The organism is Streptomyces sp. NPDC002640, from assembly GCF_053592575.1.
Genome location: NZ_JBSFVZ010000042.1, coordinates 1 through 22688 on the forward strand (window position 1 = coordinate 1; position 22688 = coordinate 22688).

General features: G+C 72.9%; 18 protein-coding genes and 1 pseudogene. 6 read left to right on the forward strand and 13 right to left on the reverse strand.

Going from position 1 to position 22688, the window contains the following annotated elements; genetic code table 11:
* Positions 1–1447: 1447 nt before the first annotated feature.
* The 3 genes from ACWD3O_RS33290 to ACWD3O_RS33300 all read right to left on the reverse strand — a co-directional run bounded on the left by ACWD3O_RS33290 (position 1448) and on the right by ACWD3O_RS33300 (position 2817).
* On the reverse strand, positions 1448–1834 hold the full coding sequence (locus ACWD3O_RS33290) for a DUF6415 family natural product biosynthesis protein (RefSeq protein ID WP_451418462.1): 387 nt from the start codon (positions 1832–1834) through the stop codon (positions 1448–1450).
* Positions 1831–2031, reverse strand: coding sequence for a hypothetical protein (locus tag ACWD3O_RS33295; RefSeq protein ID WP_451418463.1), 201 nt, complete (start codon positions 2029–2031; stop codon positions 1831–1833). Before ACWD3O_RS33295 ends, ACWD3O_RS33290 begins: the two co-directional genes overlap by 4 nt.
* Before the next feature lie 324 nt (positions 2032–2355).
* Entirely contained in the window at positions 2356–2817 is a 462-nt protein-coding gene (locus ACWD3O_RS33300; RefSeq protein ID WP_451418464.1) for a MarR family winged helix-turn-helix transcriptional regulator, read from the reverse strand.
* Positions 2818–2896: 79 nt separating this feature from the next.
* Here ACWD3O_RS33300 and ACWD3O_RS33305 point away from each other — a divergent pair, with 79 nt between their 5' ends.
* The 3 genes and pseudogenes from ACWD3O_RS33305 to ACWD3O_RS33315 all read left to right on the forward strand — a co-directional run bounded on the left by ACWD3O_RS33305 (position 2897) and on the right by ACWD3O_RS33315 (position 4853).
* Positions 2897–3268: a VOC family protein gene (locus ACWD3O_RS33305; RefSeq protein WP_451413944.1), complete on the forward strand. Its 372-nt coding sequence runs from the start codon at positions 2897–2899 to the stop codon at positions 3266–3268.
* Positions 3269–3750: 482 nt separating this feature from the next.
* Positions 3751–4089, forward strand: a pseudogene (locus ACWD3O_RS33310) (glycosyltransferase family 4 protein); the annotation flags it as partial.
* Positions 4086–4853: a glycosyltransferase gene (locus tag ACWD3O_RS33315; protein WP_451418465.1), complete on the forward strand. Its 768-nt coding sequence runs from the start codon at positions 4086–4088 to the stop codon at positions 4851–4853. The pseudogene ACWD3O_RS33310 and the gene ACWD3O_RS33315, both read left to right, overlap by 4 nt.
* 171 nt (positions 4854–5024) lie before the next feature.
* On the opposite strand, the gene ACWD3O_RS33320 is transcribed toward ACWD3O_RS33315, so the two are convergent.
* Positions 5025–5582, reverse strand: a complete 558-nt coding sequence (locus ACWD3O_RS33320) for a hypothetical protein (RefSeq protein WP_451418466.1) — start codon at positions 5580–5582, stop codon at positions 5025–5027.
* 441 nt (positions 5583–6023) lie between these two features.
* Positions 6024–6248 carry a hypothetical protein gene (locus ACWD3O_RS33325; protein ID WP_451418467.1) on the reverse strand — a complete coding sequence of 75 codons (225 nt, stop codon included), beginning with the start codon at positions 6246–6248 and terminating at the stop codon, positions 6024–6026.
* A gap of 110 nt (positions 6249–6358) precedes the next feature.
* Here ACWD3O_RS33325 and ACWD3O_RS33330 point away from each other — a divergent pair, with 110 nt between their 5' ends.
* On the forward strand, positions 6359–8611 hold the full coding sequence (locus ACWD3O_RS33330) for an ATP-binding protein (protein WP_451418468.1): 2253 nt from the start codon (positions 6359–6361) through the stop codon (positions 8609–8611).
* Between the two features lie 34 nt (positions 8612–8645).
* On the opposite strand, the gene ACWD3O_RS33335 is transcribed toward ACWD3O_RS33330, so the two are convergent.
* From ACWD3O_RS33335 to ACWD3O_RS33370, 8 genes are all read right to left on the reverse strand, one after another.
* Positions 8646–8954, reverse strand: coding sequence for a hypothetical protein (locus ACWD3O_RS33335; RefSeq protein ID WP_451418469.1), 309 nt, complete (start codon positions 8952–8954; stop codon positions 8646–8648).
* A gap of 139 nt (positions 8955–9093) precedes the next feature.
* A complete protein-coding gene (locus tag ACWD3O_RS33340) occupies positions 9094–10542 on the reverse strand; it encodes a hypothetical protein (protein WP_451418470.1) in 1449 nt (482 codons plus the stop codon).
* A 286-nt stretch (positions 10543–10828) separates the two neighbouring features.
* Positions 10829–11572, reverse strand: a complete 744-nt coding sequence (locus ACWD3O_RS33345) for a VOC family protein (protein WP_451418471.1) — start codon at positions 11570–11572, stop codon at positions 10829–10831.
* A gap of 410 nt (positions 11573–11982) precedes the next feature.
* Positions 11983–14262, reverse strand: a complete 2280-nt coding sequence (locus ACWD3O_RS33350) for a hypothetical protein (protein ID WP_451418472.1) — start codon at positions 14260–14262, stop codon at positions 11983–11985.
* Between the two features lie 273 nt (positions 14263–14535).
* Positions 14536–16179 (reverse strand): N-acyl-D-amino-acid deacylase family protein, encoded by a 1644-nt coding sequence (locus ACWD3O_RS33355; protein WP_451418473.1) that lies wholly within the window; start codon positions 16177–16179, stop codon positions 14536–14538.
* A gap of 93 nt (positions 16180–16272) precedes the next feature.
* Positions 16273–17718, reverse strand: coding sequence for a Na+/H+ antiporter NhaC family protein (locus ACWD3O_RS33360; RefSeq protein ID WP_451418479.1), 1446 nt, complete (start codon positions 17716–17718; stop codon positions 16273–16275).
* A 5-nt stretch (positions 17719–17723) separates the two neighbouring features.
* Positions 17724–19091: a diaminopimelate decarboxylase gene (locus ACWD3O_RS33365; RefSeq protein ID WP_451418480.1), complete on the reverse strand. Its 1368-nt coding sequence runs from the start codon at positions 19089–19091 to the stop codon at positions 17724–17726.
* Positions 19092–19276: 185 nt separating this feature from the next.
* The gene (locus tag ACWD3O_RS33370; RefSeq protein WP_451418474.1) at positions 19277–21010 is read right to left on the reverse strand and encodes a PucR family transcriptional regulator; all 1734 of its coding nucleotides are present in this window, start codon (positions 21008–21010) and stop codon (positions 19277–19279) included.
* 317 nt (positions 21011–21327) lie between these two features.
* On the opposite strand from ACWD3O_RS33370, the gene ACWD3O_RS33375 reads away from it, so the two are divergent.
* The gene (locus tag ACWD3O_RS33375; RefSeq protein ID WP_451413956.1) at positions 21328–21927 is read left to right on the forward strand and encodes a sulfite oxidase-like oxidoreductase; all 600 of its coding nucleotides are present in this window, start codon (positions 21328–21330) and stop codon (positions 21925–21927) included.
* A complete protein-coding gene (locus ACWD3O_RS33380) occupies positions 21927–22667 on the forward strand; it encodes a ferredoxin reductase (protein ID WP_451418475.1) in 741 nt (246 codons plus the stop codon). The genes ACWD3O_RS33375 and ACWD3O_RS33380 overlap by 1 nt, the downstream gene beginning before the upstream one ends.
* Positions 22668–22688: the final 21 nt, after the last annotated feature.

Here is a 22688-nt window from a genome sequence, read left to right on the forward strand (position 1 = left end):
AACACTGACACCACAACGCACGGAACTGCTATCCACCATCAGCATGCGATGGACATGACGGCCGTGGCCATCACCACGGCCGCAGCGCTCCCGGCACTTCGCCTTTGGCCGTGGTGGAGCTCGGTGCCGTCGAAACCCAGCAAACTGGGCCCGCGATCGGTGCGTGTTCGGTGCAGCCGCGGCGGACGATCTGAGGGGCCGGGCTCGGTGATCTGGTTTGGGTGGCTGTGAGGTCGAGGCACGCACACCGACTTCACAGCCACCGGCGCCGCGTCGTGGAGCAACGTTGCGGTGGGAGCATCAGCTCAGAGGTGGAAGGTCGTGCGCACGCCGCCACAGCTGCCAGTCGCCGTCGCTGCGCTTTTGCCACCCATCGGACTCGGGTTTCTCGGGCCCGTGCTCGATGAAGCGTTCCACGAGCTGCAACGCCCAGGCGGCTAGGTATCTCGGGCTTCGCCAGCCAGCCCTGGGCGTATGACAATGCGGACCTGGACCCCAGCCGGCATATGTTGCGCGAGCAGGCAACCAGCCATGTCAGGTTCGTCTTCGCGTACGAAGTCGACCCCTCTTCGAGAGGCCAGCCATAGTCGTGGGTCAGCTTCTGTTCTGCACCTGCTCCGGCTCGGCTTCGACGACTACGTCCTGGCGGTGGCGGCCGGCGACGACGCCACGGCGGCGCGGCTCGCGCTCGAGGTGGAGCAGCTGCCGGGACTGCTGCCGCCATCGCGGAACTGGTTGTCTTCCCCGTGACCGCGCTGTCCGACGACACCGAGCCCTGCGCCGACTCCTTCGTCCTGGACGAGGTCGGCGTCCTCTACCTGATGGCGATCCGCGGATGGGCCGCGCACGCCCCCGCGACGGCCGGACCGGGGATTGCCCGCACCATCGCGCACTTCGTGGGCCAGGTCCTCGCCGACAGCCCGACCGACGTCGTCCCGGCTCTGCAGGAGCTGCGCGACGAACAGGTGACGCGGGGGGGCCGACGCGGTGGTGGAGAACGCGGTGGCCCTGCACCGCTGACCGCACCACCGCACCGGGCGGGAGCGCACCGGCACGGTGGAACGCACCGGAAAAAGCCTCCGACGCCCGCCCGCGGTAGTCACCGCCCGCCCAGGCTGATGACGGCCGCCACCCCGGCGGCCAGCACACCGAGCGTAGTGGGGTCGGTGCGTCCGCCGGTGCGTCGGGCCGGGACCGGGTGGAGCCGGAACCGGTTGGGGAAGCCGGCAGGGAACGGCGCCGGTGGTGGTGTCACCGCAGCTGACGCGCGCGGACGCAGGAAGAGGGCGGCTCCCCTGGCGGGGCGCCGCCCTCTCGCGGTCTGGCTGGGGGCCGCCATTCCTACGCCGCTGGGCCGATCAGCAGTCGCAGCCGCAGCCGCGCGGGGGCCGTCTCCTGCTGTGTGTTGGCCGGTGGCCGCTGGCGCCGCCGAAGGAGGGCGGCACTGTTACGGAGGCGCAGGTTGGCCAGCCGTGAGGCGGTCCAGCCGTTCGTAGAGGGCACGAACAAGCCGGGCGCGGCTCTGGGCACAGAGTGCGGTGCCCTGGATCGGTTGGGCGAGGCGGTCGGCGGCTTCGCGGAGGACGACTTCGGCGAAGGCGCCGCGGCCGTCGTCCTTCGGCAGCGCGGCGGCGTGGCGCTGGACCTCGGCGGCGACCGCCTGGGCGTGCCCGGTCAGTTGGACGGCGATCTGCTCGTAGTCACCGAGCGTGAGGTCCGGGTCCTGCCACGCGAGGACGGCGGTGACGAGCGCTTCGTACGGGGCACGGTCCAGTGGCAGATCGGCGCCGACCAGGCCATGGAGGTCGTGGAGCACGGTGTGGCTGTCGCTCACCGGCGCCCCTCCGCGTGGCGGCCCTCCGCGTCGTCGGGGTCATGGTTGTGGGGACGGTCGTCCAGGGCGGTTCGGGCGAGGAAGCGGGCGTAGCCGCGGTCGGCGCGTGCCAGCAGGGCCGGGGAAGGCCGGTTGAAAGCGGGACGCCGGAGGCCGCGGCCTCCGGGTGCGTGTCCGGCAGATGTGCTTGCGCTCATGGGCGCCACCTCCGTTGCTGGTGTGATCTCCTCCCGGTAATACGGCGCGACGCGGTAGGCGGATTGGTTCTCGATGAGAGTGCGCACTGGTGCGGACGGCCACGTGAGGGCGTCGTCCGCGGCCGGGAAGACGGCACGGGCGACGTCGCCGTGGAGACCGCGTCGCGCAGCGGGCCCAGCGCTTGTGCAGTGCCGCCCTGGACGGAGACAGCGATCCGCCCAGCGACTGGAGCGACCCAGCGGCAGCGGCCCTGGTCCGCGTCGCCTTTCTTGCGGTCCGGGCCGACGCCCCAAGCCGTGGGCAGGTGCTCTGCTGTCAGCCCGTCAGGCACCGAGAGCTTCGGTCATCGTGTCGAGGTCGGCGAGCAGGGCCGTGAGGCGGTCCGGGGCGACTTTGCTGATCATGCGCTGCTCGATGGCATAGACGGCGCCGCGGGCGGCGTGCAGGCGTTCCTGGCCGGCTGGGGTGAGGCGTACGGGCAGGGCGCGGCCGTGCTCGGCTGTAGCCGGGCGGGTGATCAGGCCTGCGTCCTTCAGGCCGCGGAGGACGACGTTGGCGGACTGGCGGGTGACGAACGTGCCGCGGGCCAGGTCGGCGTTGGACAGACCGGGCTGTTCGTCGAGGAGTTCCAGGCAGGAGTACTGCGGGACGGTGAGGCCGTGTTCGCGCAGTGCCTTGTCCATGGCGGAGCGCAGCGCGGCTGAAGTGCGCTTGAGGCGGTATCCGACGTGCTCGGTGACGTCCTGGGCTGGGTGCGGCAGAGGAATGGGATTCCGATCCTTCATGTCAGCATTTTGACATGCCGGGGAGCCCCACTTACAGTCCCTCATGTCAAAACTCTGACATCTACTGCATGGAGGAACCATGACCGCCACCGTCGCGGGACCCGACTTCATCGCTCTGCAGGTCACGGATCTGCCCGCCGCCGCGGCCTTCTTCGAGGAACACCTCGGCCTGCGCCGCGCCCCCGTCTCACCGCCCCACGCGGTGGTCTTCGCCACCAACCCGATTCCCTTCGCTGTCCGTGAGCCACTGCCCGACACCGACCTGACCGGCAGCTCGGCACCGGGCCGGGGTGTTGCGCTGTGGCTGCGCACCGACGACGCCACGCAGCTGCACACGCAGCTCGTCGCGGCAGGCGTCGAGGTGGCCGGCCCGGTACGGGACAGTCCCTTCGGGCCGACGTTCACCTTCACCGGTCCCGAGGGGTACCAGCTCACCGTCCACGGAGGCTGATCCCCAGCACCGCCGCCCACACCGACGTGCAACAGTGCGGCGACCGGCCGGGATCGCCAGTCATCCTCCCGAGCGTGATCTGCTGGTGGCCCGGGGCTATCTCGGCTGCGAGGAGGCGGCCCAGGCCCTCGGTATCCCCGCGGGCATGGTCAGATCACGCCTGCGCCGGATTGGCAGCCCGCTGTGGGAAGTACTGAGCGGATCCCAGCAGAACGATTCCGCGTGGATGCTGTGGAGACGGCCGGAAGTCGGCAGAGTCTGAGAAGCGATGTCTGTATTGGGGGGGGCGCGTCGGCCGCCGCTTCGGAAAGAGACTGGAAGGTGATGGCCGCCACGGCGGAAGGTGCCGCATGAGCGCTTCACCCTCACCCGATCACCCGTCTTCCGCACCCCGTTCCGAGCGCACGGGCGTGCTGCACGTGTGCTCCGTGTTCGAGTCGAGTAAAGCCGTCGTGAGCGCGGCGGGAACTGGTTACAGCCCGATGGGCGGTGTCCAGGTCCATGTCGGCGCGCTCGTCCGGCACCTGGACCGTCAGGGGATCAGCCAGACCGTGATCACCTCCTACAAGCCCGGCGAGCCCCGCGACCAGGATCAGGGCGACCGCATACGGGTGCGCCGATACGGCGTACCCGTCCGCCGGTGGCGGCAGTTGTGGGCGCTGCCTGCCGCACGCGCGGCCGTGGACACGACCGTGCGGGTGGACATCGTCCATGCCCATCCCAGTGCTGATCTCGCCGCCCTGCCGATCGCCCTGTGGGCCGCGCGCCGCCATCGAGCCCCGCTCGTCGTGACCTTGCACAGCAGCGCGCTGCACACATGCGGGCCGTCAACGCCCGACTCGCCGCTCTCAAGGTGTTGGGCCACCTGTCGGAGGCGATCACCTTGCGGCGGGCGGAGGCGGTCGTCACCCTCACCGCCCGCACCCGCGACCTCGTCATCACGTCCGGCACCGACCCCGCACGAGTCCACGTACTGCCACAGCCCTACGACCGGGAGACGTTCACCGGGCACTTCGACGACCCCTTCCCCCACGTGCCGCACCCGCGGATCATGTTCGTCGGCCGATTCTCGGCCGAGAAGGGAGCCGCGGTCCTCGTGGACGCCTTCTCCCGGCTGCGCAGGCCAGCGCACCTGCTGCTGATCGGCGACGGCCGGGAACGTCACCGCATCCAGGCCGACATCCGGCGGCTGGGCATCGGAGCGGACGTCAGCGTGAGCGGTTTCGTACCCCACCGCACCGCGGCCGCGGCGATGGCGCACGCCCATGTCGTCGTCCTGCCGTCGCTCTTCGAGGAAGCCGGCACCGTGGCCGTCGAGGCCATGGCCCTCGGGGTTCCCCTGGTCGCCTCGGACGTCGGGGGCATCCGGCAGACCGCGGCGAACGGCAAGGCTGCACTGTTCGTATCTCCCGGCGACCCCGTGGCCCTGGCCGCCGCACTCGACGAGGTGCTGGGCCGTCCTGAACTGGCCTCCCGGCTCGCCACGGCGGGCAGGTCCGAAGCAGCCGGACGGGATCGGGGCAGGACCGGCGAACGCATGCTGGGCATCTACCGCGAGGTAGTGACGGCCCCGCCGGCACCGTGACGGCCTCCGGGCTGGGGAGCGACGGCCGGTGCCCCCGTCCCTGCACAGCGTCGGGCGGGGTCCGCGCCCCGCGCGAACCCCGCCCGACGCTCGCACCCGGCCGCTTCGTACAGCGGTCGTTGCGGTACCGCCCCTGGAGCCCGCCGGGCAGGGTGCCCCTGGGCGGGGCGATCAGATGATCTGGAGGTTGACCAGGCCCGAGGAGGTGTCCAGGCCGCCCGAGGTCAGACATTGCAGCGTCTGGGCGGGGGCGGGGACCAGGACGATCTCGATGATGATCTGCGAGCCCTGGAAGTCGCCGGACTTGACCTCGCCGGTCAGGACAAGGACCGAGACGCCACCGGGCCGCACGCCGACCCCAGCGGTGTAGTCGAACGTCGTGGAGGAAGTCTGGTCGTTCTGCCAGTCGATGCGCCCGTTGCCCGAGGAACTGCCGCTCAGGCAGGACAGCTGGCCGTTGCCGGTGAACTCGATGGTGCCATTGGTGTGGTCCAGCGGAAGGCCGAGGCACGGCCCGATGGCGCCGCTCGCGTTCAACGTGACCTGACGGGTGGTCAAGGTAAGACCGGGGTTGTAGGAGGTCGTCTCGTATCCGGGGCACTCGAGCAGCGTGGTCTGCTGCTGGTCCACGGCGACGGGTGCGGCCTGCGCGGCCGACAGCGGCACCACGCTCAGCAACGCGGCACTGGTGAGCAGGGCTGCGACGCGGCGTATGGCGGTGAGTTTCATGGCCAGTTCCTCTTCTCGTTTCTGGCGGGAGGTGGTGCCAGGCCGCCGCCTGAGCTGCAATGTCGGGCTGCGGCCGGCCCGTGCCCGGTGGGGCTGTGGTCGATGAGCAGCATCCTGTGCTCGCCGCACCGTCGCTTCCATGGCTCATCAGGGGGGCGCACGCACGTCCCCCGCTCGTGCGCACCAGGCGCGCCGCGTACACACGGGGTGCGCAATGCAATGCGGCCTTCCCGCGTACACGGGGCCGCGGGCGGTGTTCTCGCGGCCGAGGGAGCACGTCCGGTCTGTGGCAGCCCGCCGAGGTTTCCGCAACCCGTGTCGCGGACGATGGGACGCCGTCCGTGCCGGTGGAGGACGGAGAGATCCGCTCGGTACCGGAGGCAGACCGTGGGGCGACGTCGGTAGCTTGTGCCGCCGCCCCGTAGCTCCAGGCCGGCCGATTCAGCAGAGGACCACGAGGGAGGTGAGGGCGGTGCAGAAGACGAGTGAGGTGAAGTCCGGCAGTTTCCCGAGTGTGGAGTTCCTTCGGCTGAACAGCACTCGTCCGTTGGGGCTGGGGGGCACGTCGATGGTGAAGGTCTTGCCGGCCGTGACGGTCGACGGGGTGGCGGTGACGGTGTCGACGGCGTTGGCCCGGCCGGGCAACCCGAGACGCATGATGTGCACGAGTGTGACTCCTGCGTCAGCGTAAGGGTTCGGGTTCGGGTGCGGGTGCGGGGACGTTGCGTTCCGGACGTCGGCATACGCTCGGCGTCGAGGAGAACGGTGAGGGAGAGATGGCCGGAGAGAGGCCCTTCGGGGTGGTGCTGCGGGCTTTGCGTCAGCAGGGACAGATGACGATCGAGGCTTTGTCCGAGGCGTCCGGGGTCAGTGTTCGGGCCATCAGCAACATGGAGCGGGGGCAGAGCCTTGTCCCCCAACGCCGTACGGTGGTGGCGTTGATCGAGGGGCTGCGGCTCGGGGAGTCGGAGCGGGAGGGTCTGCTGGCGGCGAGCCGGGCGGGGCGTCCCACGCGTGCGGTGGCGCTCGCGGGCGCGGGGGTGCAGGTCCGGTCGGTGCGGGACTTCACCGGGCGGGCGCCGCATCTGGCCTGGCTGGCCGGGGCGGCGGAACGGGTCGACGAGGGTGTGTCGGTGGCGGTGATATCGGGGCCGCCGGGGTGTGGGAAGACGACGTTGGCGTTCAAGGCGGCGGCGGACCTGGGGGAGGCGTTTGCCGACGGGCTGTTCGTGGTGGACCTTCACGGTGTCGACGGAGCGGTCGAGCCGGGTGAGGGGCTGGTGAAGCTGCTCAAGGCTTTGGGCGTTACGGACCGGCGGCTGAGGCAGGAGGGCGCTGCGGGGCAGGCCGGGCTGCTGCGTGCGCTGCTGGGCGAGCGCCGTTGCCTGGTGGTGCTGGACAACGCGCGCGACGAGGATCAGGTGCGTCCCCTGTTGCCGGCGGCCGGGCGCAGCCTTGTCCTCGTCACCAGCCGGCGGCCGCTGTCCGGGCTGGAGGACGTCGACCGGCTGGCCTTGACGGAGATGGATCAGGGCGAGGCCGTCGAGTTGCTGTGCCGGATCCTGGGCGAGGAGAGGGCGGGCGCGGAGCCCGAGGCGGTGGCCCGGGTGGCGGAGATGTGCGGTCGTCTGCCGCTCGCCCTGCGGGTCGCGGGCAACTGGCTGGCGGGCAGGCCGGCGTGGAGCGTCGAGCGGCTGGTGCGCCGCCTGTCCGACGAGGAACGCCGCCTCAGGGCGCTGTCCGCGGAGGATGCCCGCGTGGAGGCGGCGTTCGAGCTGTCCTACCGGCAACTGTCCGCCGAGGCCGCCCGGATGCTGCGCCTGCTGAGTCTGGTCCCGGGGCCCGACATGACGATCGAGTACGGAGCCTCGCTGGCCGGTGTCGGTGTCTTCGAGGCCGAGGACGTCGTGGAGGAGTTGGTCGAGTCCGGGCTGGTGCAGGCCACCTCGGACGGGCGGTATCAGCTGCATGACCTGGTGCGCCTGTTCGCTCGTGCGCGGCTGGCCCTCGAGGAGAAGTCGGAGGAGCGGGAGGCGGCGGAGAGCCGTCTGCGGGCCTGGTTGCTGGAGACGGCCGTCGTCGCCGGCCGCTGGTACAAGTCCGCGTACGGTGCTCCGCCGGCCTCCTGGCAGGGGCTCGTTCCGCTGCGGAACGCGGAGGAGGCCAAGAGGTGGTTGCAGAGCGAGGCCGCGGCCTGGCTCGCGGCGTTGCGCGCCGCCGCGGGGAAGGGCGAACACGGGCGGGTCGTCGAGGTCGGCGACGCGATGGAGTGGTTCTGTGATCTGTGGGTGTTCTGGGGGCACTGGTCGGAGGTCTACGCATTGACCAGTCGTTCCGCGGCGGCGCTCGGTGACCCCGACATTCAGGCCTTCCACCTCAACATGCACGCCTGGGCCCTGATCGCGTGTGATCACCGGTATCGCGAGGCCGTCGAGCGGGCCGATGCGGCCCTTCACCACGCGCGTCTGGTCGGTGACGTCGCCCAGCAGGCGTCCGCGCTCTCCCACGCGGCGGTCGCGCACCGGAAGCTGGGGGAAGGGGAGGCGGCCGCCGACAAGGCGCGTGCGTCCGTGGAGCTCTACGAGGGCACCGACGACCGTGAGGGCTGGCTGGGGGCCATGGTCACCTGGGGGGCCTGTCTGCGCGCGCTGGGTCGGGTGGCGGACGCGCACGCGCAGAACCTGCGCATCATCGCGTTCCTCGACGCACCGGACCGGCCGGTCGGCGAGCATCTGGCGGGCATGGTGCGTGCCCATACGACGTACGCCCTCGGGCTCGACCACGCCGTTCTGGGTCGATGGGACGACGCCTTGGAGTGTCACCGTCAGGCGTTGGGCCAGTTCCGGAGCATCGGCATGCCTCATATGCAGGCGAGCGCGTTGCTGGGCGTGGGGGAGGCCATGATCGAGCTGGGCAGGGGGGATGAGGCCCGCCAGTTCCTCGACGAGGTCGTCGAGCTCGGCGACGCGGCCGACGGGGCGATCGTGAGCGGTGCGCGGAAGCTGCTGGGGTCGCTGCCGGCGCGTTGAACACCTCCGTTCCACCGCGGCCTGCGGCATCCACTCAGAGGGGCGCGTCGGAGTCGAACGCGAAGGTTTCCCTCGCGGCGTCGGCGGGGAACTCCGGATGGTCGTGCCAGATCTCGGCGAAGGCGACCAGGAGATTCCATGCTGCGGCGGCCAGATCGGTTGTTGCCCCGTTGCCAGGGGGAGAGGCACGGTGGTAGCGCACCGCGGCGATCTGATTCAGCGCGGCACGACGGAAGGCTGCCGCGGTGCGGCGGGCTTCGCCTTCGAGGGTGGCCGTGTCGGGTATGCGTTCCGACACGAAGCGGACCAGCCGGTCGATCTGGTCGTCAGTGATGCGTTCCATCCGTTGCACCTCGTGGCCGGCGGGAAGGGTTGCCTGATGTGGCGGTCCACTGTCGCATCGCGCGGCGGCTACCAGAACTCGGGGGCAAGGGCCGCGGTGAGGAAGCGGCAGCGGCCCTTGCCCCTGCGGACCGGGTTGGTCAGTCGGCTGTGATGCGTAGGACGCCGGTGGTGGTGCCCTGGAGGATGACGCGGCCCGGGGCGATGGAGCCGACCATCTGCAGGGTGTCGAAGATGAAGCCGGAGCCCAGCCACTTGCTGCGGGTGACCGTGCCTGTTTCCGGGTCGATCTCCGCGTAGTGGTACGGGTCGACGATCGAGGTGGAGGTGGTGCCGGGGATCACCGGTTCGCGGAGCACCGTGCGCAGTTTGCCGTCCGCGGTGGACAGGCGGGGTACCGCGGCGGAGCGGACCCGGTTGTCCCACGTGAGGTCGCAGCCCGAACCGTCCGGCCGTACGTCCACCCGTGAAAGGCCGCCCTTGAAGTCGTCCGAGGCCGGCACGCTGGTACCGGCGCCCTCCGGCAGCTGGGGGTAGGGGTAGCCGTACGTCGAGGCGATGAAGACGCTGGTGCCCAGGGCGACCGGGGAGTTCTCGCTGCCGCTGCCGCCCGCCTTCAGGACGGGCACCGAGCAGAGCAGGGAGCCGTCGTTCACCCTGTAGACCAGGAGGTTCACCGTCGGCGCGGCGTTGTCGACGATGGTGAGGTACTCGGTGCCGGAGCCCGGGCCGAAGAAGGTGGGTGTGGAGCCGGTGCCCCAGCTCAGCTGTCCCGGCTTGCGGCCGGGGCCGCGCTCGTAGGTCTTCCGCCAGGCGATCCGGGGAGTGCCGTCGGACGCCGCGGTCAGCAGGTAGGTGGCGTGGGTCGTCGAGACGGCGGTTCCGGCGGGGACCGTGGAGATCGAGTTGGCGACCTCCTCGCCCGCGGGCAGGGCGAGGGAGCGCACCACGCCCGTCCGGTCGTCCGCGGTGCCCACCACGCCCTTGCCGGTGGCGAACCAGACCCGGCCCTGCCAGTCGGGGGAGACGCCGGTGACGGAGTCGCCGTCGGGCACGGCGCCGGCGAGCGGGAGGCGGCTGTCCACGTACAGCTCCCAGTCGCCGGAGGCGTTTCTGCGGTGGGCCACGCGCAGCAGGTCCCGGTTGCCGTCGACCGCGACGAGCCGGTCCCTGTTGTCGAGGTAGGCGTACACGCCGCCGAGCAAGGAGCCCTTGGCGAGGGGCAGTTCGGCGAGGGAGTCGCCGGTGGCGGGGTCGAGCAGGTGGACGGTGGGGGTGCGGCCGAAGATGGTGGTGCAGAGTGCCACCGGGAAGCCGTCACCGCCGACCAGCACGGTCGGGCAGGCGGACTGCAGGGCGGTGCGGTGCGAGGACAGCGTGCCCGCGGCGGGCCCCGGCAGGGGCGTGGCGTCCGAGGAGGCCGTGTCACCGTGCATCGTGGAGGTGCCCAGCGGGCCTGCGTACGGGTTGGCCGGCGGCAGCGGTCCGGTCGGTGTCGCCGCCGTGGCGGAGGTGGCCGGTGTTGCCGTCAGGGCCAGCAGTGTCGACGCGGCGACGACGGCGGCGCGGGAGAGGGGCGCGAGGCGCATGGGTATCCGTCCATCGGGGTGAGAGGTGGGAGCACGCGGACAGCGGTGCACACTCCGCCCGGCTGGAGGGGGGAAGCCAGGCCCGGCGACGGCCGGGCGGGGGGACACCGCGCTCAGGAGGCGCGGTGACACATCGCCGAGGACACGTGAGCGAGGTCGACGTCCAGTCGACGGCTCAGGTGCGTGTGGCGATCCATGCGGCGAGTGTGACCGACGGAGCCGTGGCCGCACAACGGGCGTCTCACCCAGCGGGCGCCGTCGCCGCGGGGCGCGGTCGCGGGTGCCGTCAGGGCAGGAGGCCGGTGGCCGGGTTCCGGTCGGTGACGCAGAAGACCCTGGTGTCGGGGCCTGTCATCACCGTCCAGGTGGGCCCGTGGCCGGTCGTGGTGGCGCCCAGGCTGATGAGCCGTTCGACCTCGGTGGCGCGGTCGTCGGTGGCGATGTCGAGGTGGCTGGACGTGCCGCCTTCGTCGCGGCGTTGCAGGAGGACGCGGACCGGCAGTGACGGCGGTGTGTGGAGGCGGGCGAATGCGGGGCGGGGGGACTGGGTGACGGTCCAGCCGGTGAGGTGGGACCAGAAGGTCTTCTCGCGGTCCCAGGCGTCGTGGGCTATGTCGAGGGTGAGTTGGTCGACGAGGGAGCGGTGGGTGCCCCAGTCGCCGGGTGGGGCGGGCGTCGTCTCGAGGTGGGCGGGGACGAGGCGGAAGCGGAGACCGGCCGGGGAGCGCATGAGGATGTGGCCCGGGCGCGCGATGACGTCGGCGCCGGCTCGCACCGCGTGGTCGGTGGCGGCGTCGAGGTCGCGGACGTGCAGGTCCAGGTGGGCCGCGGTCGTGCCCTGCTGTGTTCGCTGCATCCGCAGGTGGGCGTCTGCGGACGGTGGGAGCAGCATCGCGAATGCGTCGTGGTCTCCGCGGGGAGGGGACAGTTCGTAGCCGGTGGCGGCCTGCCAGAAGGCGCGTGCGGCGGGGTGGTGCGCGTGGGGTGTGTCGAGGACGAGCGTCAGCCAGCGCGGTGGGGTCGTGGTCACGTGGTGGATCGTGTCAGCTCTCCGCCCTTGGGTGCGGGTGCGGGTGCGGGGTCACGTCACGCCGGTGGTGGACGGATCCGGCTCATGCCTTGTCGGCCGGAGCCTCTCCGTCGGCCTCTTTCCCCGGCTTGGCTTGTCGGGTGCGTCGGCGGGCGAGGGCTGCCGAAGACCCGCCAGAGAATGACGGAGACGGCGAGCAGCAGCAGCGCACTGCCGACGAGGCGGCTTGAGCGAGGAAGCATGCGTTCACGATCTACGCACGGAGTGGGGGTCGTCATGACAACCACCGCTTGGTGATCGGACTCAAACGCCGATCGGAGTGCAACCCGGCGGCGGCGCGGGGACGGTCGCGCCGCCGCCGGGATGCTCGTGGAAGGCGGTGGTGGCAGGCACCTCGCCCTGAGGTGCGGTCAGCGGCAGAGCCAGGACATCATGTCCGTCTCGCCGAACAGGGGGAGCCAGCGGCACACGTCGGTGTCAGGCCGGTCCCCGTGGCCGTCCCCGTGGCCGTGGCCGGGTCCGTGGCCGGGTCCGTGGTGGCCGGGCTTGCCGTGGCCGTCGTGGTGGCCGGACTTCTTCTTGTTGGTGAGGGTGCACGTCACCGAGGACCCCTCGGGGACAGTCACCCGGTCGTTGCGGACCGGCAGTCGGCCTCCGTCGTCGGTCACGCAGTCCCAGCCGACGGGGCGGTAGCCCGCGGGGCCGCCGGACTCGCCGAGGGTGTAGGTGCCCGGGGGCACCGCCACACCGGTGACCGCTTCGCTGCCGCTGGGGCCGGCGAGGCGTTCCGGGCCGTCCGCGGTCAGGGTCCAGTCCTCCGGATCGGCGTCGCCGTGCTTGCCGACCACGCGCTTGACCAGGGTGAGGTCGGTGTCGGAGTCGTCGTCGCAGGTGACGGTGTTGCGCACGGTGTAGGTGTTGGACGTCTGGGTCAGTTCGGCGCGGTAGGGCAGCGGCGCGTCGACCGGGCGGCCGTTCGCCATGACGATCCGTCGGCCGGTCACGGCGCAGTCGTCGGGGACGTCCGTGGTCTCCGCGACCGTCACCGTGTCGCCGACCGCGTAGCCCTCGCGGGTCACGCCCCAGTCCTGGCCGGTGGCCCCGGCGGAGCCCGGACCGGTGAGGGTGAGTGCGGCGTCGAAGCCGTCGGGGCGGTCGGCGTGCCGGTACACGGTCCCGTCGATCGACCACTCCTTGTCGACGGTGATGTCGGCCTCCTCGTCCTCCTGCGCCCGGTTGTAGACGGTGCAGCTGACGGCGGCCTGACGGGGGAGGTCGACCGTGAAGCCGGGGCCGCCGGGCGCCCCGGTGTTGGTGACCTCCACCGGGGAGTCGTCGTCGAGGTTGACGCAGACGGCGTTGCGCCCGCCTTGGGTGACCACGGTGTAGCCGTCCTGCTGGGCCTCGGCGACGTTCACGGCGGCGTTGTCCACGGTGCCCGGGTAGGTGGGCTGGAACACCACCGCGCCGGTGCCGTCGCCGGTCGTCTCCTCGGTGGCGGGCAGCCCGCCGATGCCCGGGGTGGTCGTCGTGGCGGTGAACTCCCAGCCCGCGCCCGCCACCGTGGCGCCGGTGACGTCCTCGCCGGTGTTCTGGGGCGGCACGATCTGCTTGACGACCGTGAGGGTGCCGTCGCAGTGGCCGAGGGCGAGGTCGCGCAGCGCGTCGCCGGCGCCCGCGAAGTCGGCAGTCTGGTAGTAGTCCGCGGTGGTCGGGTTGGTGCCGTCGAAGGCCTCGGTGCCGGAGATGGCGCGCAGGTTCAGGCCGGACACCCCCTCGACGCCGCGGCCCACGCCGACGGCGATGACGCGCGTTCCCTCGGCCTTCACGGCGTTGGCGGCGAAGATGCCGCCCTCGACGTCCGCGAAGTGGGTGTGCGAGCCGTCACCGGTGGCCGGGTTGTTCCAGCGGGTGGGGTTGCCGTCGGTCAGGACGACGACGGCGTCGTAGTGCTGCTCGGCCTTGGCCACCGCGTACAGGCCCTGGTCCCAGTTGGTGCCGGACCCGAGCGTCCAGTCGGCGTAGAGGCTCTTGAACTCCTCGGCGCCGGCCTCCGTGGAGACCGGTACCAGTTCCGGGTGGTTGGTGGTGCCGGTGCTGGGCGATGTCCGGTCGAAGGAGAACAGCGCCAGCCGGGACGGCGTTCCGGTGAGGGCGTCCGTGAATCCGTCGGCCGCCGCCTTGAGGTCGGGCAGGGCGCTGCCGACGGAGGCGGACAGGTCGAGGACCAGCGCGATGTCCAGGCCGCAGTCCTCGGGCAGCTCCGGGTTGATCCGCGACTGCTGCCAGATGCCGCCCGACGCCAGGTAGGGGCTGGTGGCGTAGTCCGTGCTGTACATGAAGTCGCTGGTCGAGGAGTAGACCTCGCCGTCCTCCAGCGCGGGGGTCCGGAAGCGGTACGGGGAGGCGAAGGAGCCGGAGCCGCTGCCGGCGCCGGTGCGCAGGGTGGGGTTGGTGTACCAGCCTTCCGGGGCGTCGACCTGGCGGACCCAGAAGCGCGCGCCCTCGTTGGCGCCGCCGGTGCCGGTGTCGGGCACGACGAAGTTGCAGTCGCCGTCCGCGTCGGAGGTGCAGACCGCCCAGGTCGTGTTCACGGGAGTGGCGGCGTCCTCGGAGGCGAACAGGGCGAGCCGTACGCCGGCGAGGGGGCCCACGGCCGAGTCGGCGACCCGGTCGCCTCCCGTCTTCACGGTCACCACGGAGGTGCCGGGTTCGGCCGGGGGTACCTCGGGAGGGGCGGCGCCCAGGAGGGTGACGAGGGCGGCGGCCCCCGTGAGGACACGGAGGAGACGTCCTGGGCGTCTCCGTCGGGTGTGGTGCGTAGGCATGCGGGCCTTCCGGCTCGGAGGGGGAAGGCGATCGGGACGTGATCGCCGCATGCTCATCGTGATCTCGTCGGCGGCGACACACCGTCCGGTGCTGCTCCGTACGGACGGCCGGCCGTATCGCCGCCTGTCTTGACGTCAGGGGCGTTGCGGACCCGGTCGCGTCGGCGTCGGCGGCGTCCGGCGCAGGACGCGGCCCGGGCGGGCGTGGGTCGGTTCGCCGTGGCGGAGGACGGGTTCGCCGGCCACCAGCACGTCCCGTACGCCGGTGGCGTACTGCCACGGTTCGGCGTAGGTGGAGCGGTCGGTGATCCGAGCAGCGTCGAGGACGACGAGGTCGGCGATCTGGCCGGGAGCCACGGTGCCGCGGTCGGGCAGGGGGAGGCGGGAGGCGGGCAGGGAGGTCATCCTGCGTACGGCGTCGGCGAGTTCGAGGACGCCCCGGTCGCGGGTGTAGTGCCCCAGGACGCGGGCGAAGGTGCCGAAGTTGCGGGGGTGGGGGTGGCCGTCGCCGGGGGCGTGCAGTACCCAGCCGTCGCTGGCCACGGCGGTGGAGGGGTGGCGCAGGACGGTGTCGACGTCGTCCTCGGCCATGGCGTGGTTGACGATCATGGCCTCGCCGTGGTGGGCGGCGAGGACGTTGAGGACGGCCTCGGCGGGCTCGATCTGCTCGTCCCGGGCGATGTCGGCGATGCTGTCGCCGATGCGGTCGCTGTAGCGGCCCGGGGTGAGCTGGGCGAGGATCACCCCTTCGGGCAGGAAGGTGCGGCCGACGGCGGGCCGAAGGCCTGTCAGGACGCGGGCGCGGGTGGCGGGGTCGGCGAGGTGCCGCAGGAGGGCGGTGGGGCCGCCGTCCATGGCCCAGCCGGGCAGGCGGGAGGTGAGCCGGGTGGAGGAGGCGGTGTACGGGTAGACGTCGCAGGCCACGTCGAGTCCGTCGGACGCGGCGGCTTCGATCAGTGCGAGGGCCTGGCGGACCTTGCCGTGGTTGGCGGGGCCCATGGCCTTCAGGTGCGAGACCTGGAGCCGGACGCCGGCGGCGCGGGCGGTGTCGAGCGCCTCGGTGAGGGCTTCGACGAGGTGGTCGCCCTCGTCGCGCATGTGGGTCGCGTACAGCAGGTCGTGCCGGGCCGCCTCGGCGGCCAGCGCGACGATCTCGTCGTTGTCGGCGAACGATCCGGGGGCGTAGATCAGTCCGGTGGACAGGCCGAAGGCGCCCTGCTCGGCGGCGGTGGCCAGCAGGGCGCGCATGGCCTCGAGCTGGGCCGGGTCGGCCTGGGTGCGGGCGGTGCCCATGACGGCGGTCCGCAGCGCTCCGTGGCCGACGAGGAGGGCGACGTTGAGCGCGGGCCGGGCCTCGTGGACGGCGGCGGCGAAGGCGGCCGCGTCCTGCCACTGCCCCGCGCCGAGGCTGTCGGCGGTGACGCCCGGGGCCGCGTCCGGACCGGGGGCGTGCGGGAACGGGGACAGGCCGCAGTTGCCGGTGACGACGGTGGTGACGCCCTGGCGCAGGCATGCCTCGGCGTCGGGGGTCGCGAGGAGGGTGAAGTCGGCGTGGGAGTGGAGGTCGATGAAGCCGGGGGTGACCGTCAGGCCGGCGGCGTCGATCACCGTGGTGGCGCGCGCCGCCGGGTCGAGGGCGCCGACGTCGACGATGCGGCCGTCGCGGACGGCGACGTCGGCGCGCCGGGGTGCGGCGCCGGTCCCGTCGACGACGGTGCCGCCGGTGATCAGCAGGTCGAGGGCGTCGTCGTGGTCGACGTGGCGGGGGGTCTCGGGCATGGCAGCTCGTTTCACGGAGGGTGCGCACTCCGCCCGGCGGCGCGGGTGGGGCGGGTGAGGCGGGTGGGGCGGGTGAGGGAGGGTGAGGGAGGGTCAGAGGATGACGTTCAGGAGGACGGCGTACAGCGCGCACGCCGGGACGAGCAGCGCCCATCCGGTGCCCAGCAGGTAGGGCAGCCGGCCGGCGCGGGCGAGACCCATGGCGCCGACCATGTTGGCGTTCGGCAGGGGCCCGTAGGTGTCGGCCTTGGACGCCCACAGGAGGACGATCACCCATGCCGCCGGGCCGATGCCGAGTTCGTCGCCGATCGGGCCGAAGACCTCGCCGATGAGGATGACCTGGGCGGCGGTGGCCCCCGGTACGCCGACCCAGCCGAGGGCGGCGACGGCGAGGGCGAACGGCAGCGCGGACATGGCGCGCAGGTCGGGCCCGAGTGCGTCGAGGACGACGTCGTAGGGCCGCAGGAGGTCGACGAACCCGAACAGGGCGGCCAGCATCCAGAAGAGCAGCAGCATGGGCAGCATGCGGCGGGCTCCGGTCAGGGCCGCGCGTGCCGTGCGCGCCGGGGACAGCCCTGCGGCCGTGGCGGTGACGAGGGCGAGCAGCGGCAGGGCGACGAGCGGGAAGACGGTGCCGGCCCGGGTCACGGCGGCGTAGGCCACGGTGACGGCGAGGGTGGCGAGGAAGGCGCGGGTGGCCCGCCGTGTGCGGGCGTCGGGCCGTGTGCCGGCGGGGTCGATGGTGCCGGCGGGGTCGGCGCGGGTGACTTCCTCGGGCCGGTAGAAGTCGCCGCGGGCCGCGCTGTGGCGCTGCACCCAGGGCACGACGACGGCGGCGAGGGCGAGGGAGAGGAGGGCGAGCGGGCCGGCGCCGACGGCGAGGTAGGTCGGGTAGTCGGCGTCCGCGGTCTGCATGATGGCGATGTTGGAGCCGGCGAAGGGGGCGAGGGCGAGGCCCGCGCAGCCGCCGAGGAACATGGTGACGGCGGTGGTGGAGCGGGTGAGCCCGGCGCGGGCGGCGACGGGGATGAGCAGCGGCGCGGCGATGGCGAGTGCGCCGGCGAGCGTGCCGAGCCCGGCCACCAGGACCAGGCAGGCGCCCATCATGGCGTAGGTCAGGGCGGTGGTGCCGCGGCCCTCGACGGTCCGCAGAATGCCGCGGACGAGGGCGTCGGCCACGCCGGTGACCCGCAGCACCTCGCCGACGGCCGCGCCGAACACGATGATCAGGCCGATGAGGGTGACCGGGTCGGTGAGGGTGCCGCCGAGCACGTCCACGGCGGTGCCGGGGGCGGGCAGGGCGAGGAGGAGGGCGCTGAGGAGCGCGACCGCGGTGGCGAGGGCGAGGTCGGCGCCGGTGAGGGCGAGGACGGCGTAGAGGACGACCGGCAGCAGGCCCCACAGCGTCGGCGCGTCGGTCGAGAGGCCGACGGTGACGCTGACGGCGAGTGCGGGGACGGCGAGGTAGGGGGCCGGGGTGCGGTGCAGGGGGCGCGTGGGCCTGGCCCGCGGGGCGGGGGCGTCCGCGTCCGCTCCCATGGTGGTCACCGGGCCTCGGGAGTGGTCGCGGGGCGGGTGGCGAGGGTGACGAGGCCTGACGTGTGGCGGGCGCCGCTCTCCGCGGCGATCTCGTCGAGGGTCTGCGGGTCGCGGACGGGGGTGCTGTGCACCTGGTCGCCGTCGGCGCGGTAGCCGTGGACGCCCACGCGGGGGAGGCTGTTGTAGGCCCAGGGGGTGGAGAAGTAGTAGGCGCCGGTGTCGTACAGCACGACGTGGTCGCCCTCCTCCAGCAGGGGCAGTTCGCGGTCGGTGGCGACGACGTCACCGGCGAAGCAGCAGGGGCCGGCGACGTCCTGGGCGCGCAGGGGGGTCCGCTTGGGGTGCCCGTCGGCGTCGAAGGCTCCGACGCGCAGCGGCCAGGCGTCGGGCATCAGGGTGGTGCGGGTGGCGGTCTGGGCACCGGCGTGGGTGACGGCGATCCGGCGGCCGCCGGCCTCCTTGACGTATTCGACGCGGGCGGCGATGAAGCCGCTCTTGGCGAGCAGTGAGCGGCCGAACTCGGTGACGAGCGCGTAGCGGCCGTCGAAGAGGTCGGGCACGGCGGTGCGCAGTGCCGCGGTGTAGTCCTGGTAGGTGGGGCGGACGGTGTCGTCGGTGAAGTTGACCGGGAGCCCTCCGCCGATGTCGAGGCTGGTGATCTGACGGCGGCCGAGGACCGTGTTGATCTCCTCGGCGAGGCGGTGGGTTTCGGCGATCCCCTCGGCGATGAGCTCGAGCGGGCAGCCCTGGGAGCCGACGTGGGCGTGCAGCCGGGTGAGCCAGGGGCGGCGGGCGAAGGCGTCGACGACGCGTGCGCGGGCTCCCTCGTCGCGCAGGGCGACTCCGAACTTGGAGGTGGCGGTGGCGGTGCTCATCGCGCCGATGGCGCCGCCGCCGACCTGCGGGTTGACGCGCAGACCGATGACGGAGGAGCAGCCGGGCTCGCGGAGGGCGTCGATCCGCTCTAGTTCGTCGAGGTTGTCCGCGTTGAGGGCGACGCCCAGGCGGAGGGCCTCGGTGATCTCGGTGCGGGTCTTGGCGGGCGAGTCGAGGACGATCCTGGCGGGCGGGAAGCCGGCGTCGAGGGCCAGGCGCAGTTCGCCGGGGCTGGCGACCTCGCAGCCCATGCCGTCCTCGGCGAGCAGGCGCAGGACCGGCACCAGCGAGGACGCCTTGGCGGCGAAGGTGTGGAGCGTGTCGGGCGCGTCGGCGAACGCGGCCTGCAGGGAGGCGACCTGCCGGCGGATGTGGTCCACGTCGAGGAAGCCGGCGACGGGCTGCTCGTCGGACAGCAGTCCGTGGTCGAGGGCGTGGCGCAGGACGGTCCCGGTCCGGTCGGCGGTGGTGGTCGCGGCCGGAGGGGCGCAGGGCAGGTCGGGGTGGTGGGCGTGGTCGGGGTGGTCGGCGTGGGGGTGCGCGAGCAGGGTCACGGTCACGGCCTTCGGGAGGGGTGGCGGGTGACAAAAGGGTGGACCGGAGTATGGGCCGTGGTCTTTGTCCGTGCGGCCGAAGGGGGGTGGGCTTGTTGTGCCAGAGGACAAAGGGCGGGCGGAACCGGTCAGATCAGTGGATCGTCGGAGGAATCGCCGCCGGTGGCCTCCAGGCGGACGGCCAGGGTGACCAGGAGGCGGGTGTCCGGGTCGTCGAGGTCGATGCCGAAGCGTTCGCGGACCCGGCGGAGGCGGTAGCGCAGGGTGTTGGGGTGGAGTGTCAGCCGTGCGGCGGCGCGCGGGATGTCGCCGGAGGCGTCGAGGAAGGCGGCCAGGGAGCGGAGCAGGTCACCGCCGGCGGCGAGGTCGGCCCGCAGGAGGTCGCGGACCGCTCCCCCGTGTTCACGCCACACGGGCCGGGCGGCGTCGAGGAAGCGCAGCGCGGTCACGGCCTGCGCGGTCGTGGCGAGTCCCGCGTGCCGGACCGGCGGCAGTCCGTCCGGGGCCTGTGCCGAGGTCGGGGACGGGGACGGTGCCGGGGTGGCGGTTTCGTGCCGTGCCGGGCCGCCCGGCCGTGCGTCGCGCCCCTCACGTCCCTCGCGCTCCCGCAGGACCCGGGCGACGAGGAGTGCCTCGTCCTGGGAGCGGGCGGCGTCCAGGGGCGAGTCGACGACGTCGCCCGCGCCGGCCCAGACGGCGGGGGCGTCGGGCATGGCGGCGGCGAGGGCGGCGAGTTCCCGGGCGAGGGTGAGGGCCTCCTGGGAATCGCCGTCGGGCACCGGCAGCAGGACGGTCAGGTGGTGCCGTTCGCGGACGGTGCGGGCGCTCGCCCGGTGGGCCACGGCCTGCAGGGCGAGCGCCATCAGGGTGCGGTCCGGCACGGGGCCGGGCGGGGCGTCGTGGGCGGCGACGACGACCGCGCACGGGGTGTCGGGCTCGAGACCGAGCGTCCACAGGTGGGTGCGTGCGTCGCCCTCCTGGCGCAGCAGTCCGCGCAGGGCGTGGTTCTCCCGGCGGCGGCCGGTGTCCGCGCTCAGGCGGTGCCGCGCCAGGTAGGGCACCGCGATCTCCGCGGCGCGCCGCAGGACCTCGGGTGCGTCCTCGGAGAGCTGCCCGCCGTCGGCCGCGGCCCACAGGGAGCCGAGCAGTTCGCCGCCGCGCCGGACGGCGACGATCAGCCGTTCCGGTTCCTCGCCCCGGGCGGGCCGGTGGATCACGTCGCGGGACGTCCACAGGGCGCGCAGGAGTCCGCTGCGGCGCATCTCGGCCACGCGCCATTCGGGGACCCGGCCGCCGAGGATCGTCGACTGCCGCAGTCCGTCGGCGTCGGGGCTGGTCGCCGAGTGGGCGACGACCCGGAACTGGTTGTCCTCGACGGTGATGGAGCCGCCGCAGTAGCCCGCGGCGACGGTGACGAGGCGGTGCAGCCCGCCGGCGGCGGCGTGCTGCGCGAGCGGGTCGGCGGTGCCCGCCTCGGCGAACGCGGCGGCGGCGCGCAGCAGTTCGACGGTGTCGTTCCAGTCCGCCCAGTCGGCGCGCGCGAACAGGGCGATGCCGCCGGTGCGGGCCGCGTCGACGAGGGCCTGCGGAGGCTGCTCGCCGGGGGCGCGCAGCACCAGGGCGGCGGCCCCGCGCCGGGCTGCTTCGCGTACGGTCTCCGGGGCCCCGGCGGCGTCGGGGTCCAGGCCGGTGGCGAGCAGGACCCGGCCGTGGTGGACCGCGTCGGGGCCTTCGTCGCCGATGACCACCCCGGCGACCTCGACGTCGAAGCCGTGCGGGGCGAGGACCAGGCGCAGGATGCCGTCCTCGTCGTAGTCGAGCAGGCGGCGCAGGGTGAGCGGTCCGGGGGCGTCGTTCGTCATCGAGCGGTCGCGGGGCGGGGGCGGGCGTGCATGGTCAGAGCATACGAACGGCTGCCCTGCTGCTGGGGCGCCGGCCGGGGCCTTCCGACCCGGTGCGGGAGTCGGCCTCCGGTTGCGGCCACGGTGCCCGTCGTGACCATGGAGGGAGGAACCGGGAGCGGACGCCTGCACGGAACGCCCCGGATCTGCTGCCTGCACGCGGTGCCCAAGTCTGCGCGGTTCCGATCCGGCCGGAGAGGGGGAGCCCTGTTCCACCGGACGGTCTGCGTGGGTCTGTGGCCGCCTCGAGTGGCACCTCGACCGGAAGGATCTGACGCATGACGGAGTTCTCACCGGGCTTCCGGGGCAAGACCCACGCGTTCGAAGGGCGGCTGCCTCCCGGCCAGTACCCGACCGAGTCCTTCCCCGTCCTGTCCGCGGGCCCCACCCCGCACCTGGCGACGGAGCGGTGGTCCTTCACGGTCACCGACGCTGCGGGCGGCACCCGGTCCTGGAGCTGGGACGAGATGATGGCCCTGCCCCAGGAACACCCTGTCGTCGACATCCACTGCGTCACCCGCTGGTCGAAGTTCGACACCCGCTGGCAGGGCGTGTCCCTGGACGTCCTTCTCGACGGGGTGGACACCGCCGCCGGCTTCGTCGTCGCCGAGTCCTACGACGGCTACACCACGAACCTGCCCCTGGAGGACGTCACCGGGGGTAAGGCCTGGGTGGCCCACTCCTTCGACGGTTTCGCCCTCTCCCCCGAGCACGGCGGACCGGCCCGTCTGCTCGTCCCGCACCTGTACTTCTGGAAGTCCGCCAAGTGGGTCAAGGGCGTGCGCCTGACCGACCGGAACGAGCCCGGTTTCTGGGAGGCGGCCGGCTACCACGACTACGGCGACCCCTGGCGCGAACAGCGCACCTGGAGCGACTGATGGCCGGTGCCCCTACCGCCACGGCCGGGCCGGCTGCCTCGGGCGGCTGGCGGCCGGCCCGGCTGGAGCAGCGCGAGAACCAGACGGCGACCGGACGCACCCTGCGTTTCCGCGTGCCTGGCTGGCCCGGCCACCTGCCGGGTCAGCACGTCGACGTCCGGCTCACCGCGGACGACGGCTACCAGGCCGTGCGCAGCTACTCCCTGGCGGCTCCCGCCGACGGCGAGACGGTCGAACTGGGGGTGCAGTCCACACCGGGGGGAGAGGTCTCCCCGTACCTGGCCGAGGTTCTGCCGGTGGGCGCGCGGGTCGAGATGAAGGGCCCGCTGGGCGGCTGGTTCGTGTGGGACGGCACGTTCGACGGCCCGCTGCTGCTCGCCGGCGGCGGCAGTGGGGTGGTGCCCCTCATGGCCATTCTGCGGGCCCGCCGCCAGGTGCGCTCCGACGCGCCGTGCACCCTGCTGTACTCCGTCCGCACCCAAAGCGAGCTCTGGTACGCCGACGAACTGGCCGCCGCGCCGCCTTTCGTGTCGGTGCGCGTCCTCCACACCCGCGAGGCGCCGCCGGGATCCGCTCGCCCCGTCGGGCGGATCGGGGCCGCGGACCTCGACGGTCTGCCGGCGCCCGCGGGCAGTCGTTGCTACGTCTGCGGGCCCACCGGCTTCGTGGAGCACACCAGCGACCTGCTGCTCGCCGCGGGACACCCGGCCGACCTGATCCGCACGGAACGCTACGGCTGACCCGCCATTCCGAACGTGACA

Bases quoted from the DNA above. Each gene is read 5' to 3' on its own strand.
- ACWD3O_RS33360 (WP_451418479.1), bottom strand. From the start codon at position 17,718: ATGGGAGCGGACGCGGACGCCCCCGCCCCGCGGGCCAGGCCCACGCGC.
- ACWD3O_RS33315 (WP_451418465.1), top strand. From the start codon at position 4,086: ATGCGGGCCGTCAACGCCCGACTCGCCGCTCTCAAGGTGTTGGGCCAC.
- ACWD3O_RS33380 (WP_451418475.1), top strand. From the start codon at position 21,927: ATGGCCGGTGCCCCTACCGCCACGGCCGGGCCGGCTGCCTCGGGCGGC.
- ACWD3O_RS33300 (WP_451418464.1), bottom strand. From the start codon at position 2,817: ATGAAGGATCGGAATCCCATTCCTCTGCCGCACCCAGCCCAGGACGTC.
- ACWD3O_RS33295 (WP_451418463.1), bottom strand. From the start codon at position 2,031: ATGAGCGCAAGCACATCTGCCGGACACGCACCCGGAGGCCGCGGCCTC.
- ACWD3O_RS33335 (WP_451418469.1), bottom strand. From the start codon at position 8,954: ATGGAACGCATCACTGACGACCAGATCGACCGGCTGGTCCGCTTCGTG.
- ACWD3O_RS33355 (WP_451418473.1), bottom strand. From the start codon at position 16,179: ATGCCCGAGACCCCCCGCCACGTCGACCACGACGACGCCCTCGACCTG.
- ACWD3O_RS33305 (WP_451413944.1), top strand. From the start codon at position 2,897: ATGACCGCCACCGTCGCGGGACCCGACTTCATCGCTCTGCAGGTCACG.
- ACWD3O_RS33330 (WP_451418468.1), top strand. From the start codon at position 6,359: ATGGCCGGAGAGAGGCCCTTCGGGGTGGTGCTGCGGGCTTTGCGTCAG.
- ACWD3O_RS33320 (WP_451418466.1), bottom strand. From the start codon at position 5,582: ATGAAACTCACCGCCATACGCCGCGTCGCAGCCCTGCTCACCAGTGCC.
- ACWD3O_RS33375 (WP_451413956.1), top strand. From the start codon at position 21,328: ATGACGGAGTTCTCACCGGGCTTCCGGGGCAAGACCCACGCGTTCGAA.
- ACWD3O_RS33370 (WP_451418474.1), bottom strand. From the start codon at position 21,010: ATGACGAACGACGCCCCCGGACCGCTCACCCTGCGCCGCCTGCTCGAC.
- ACWD3O_RS33340 (WP_451418470.1), bottom strand. From the start codon at position 10,542: ATGCGCCTCGCGCCCCTCTCCCGCGCCGCCGTCGTCGCCGCGTCGACA.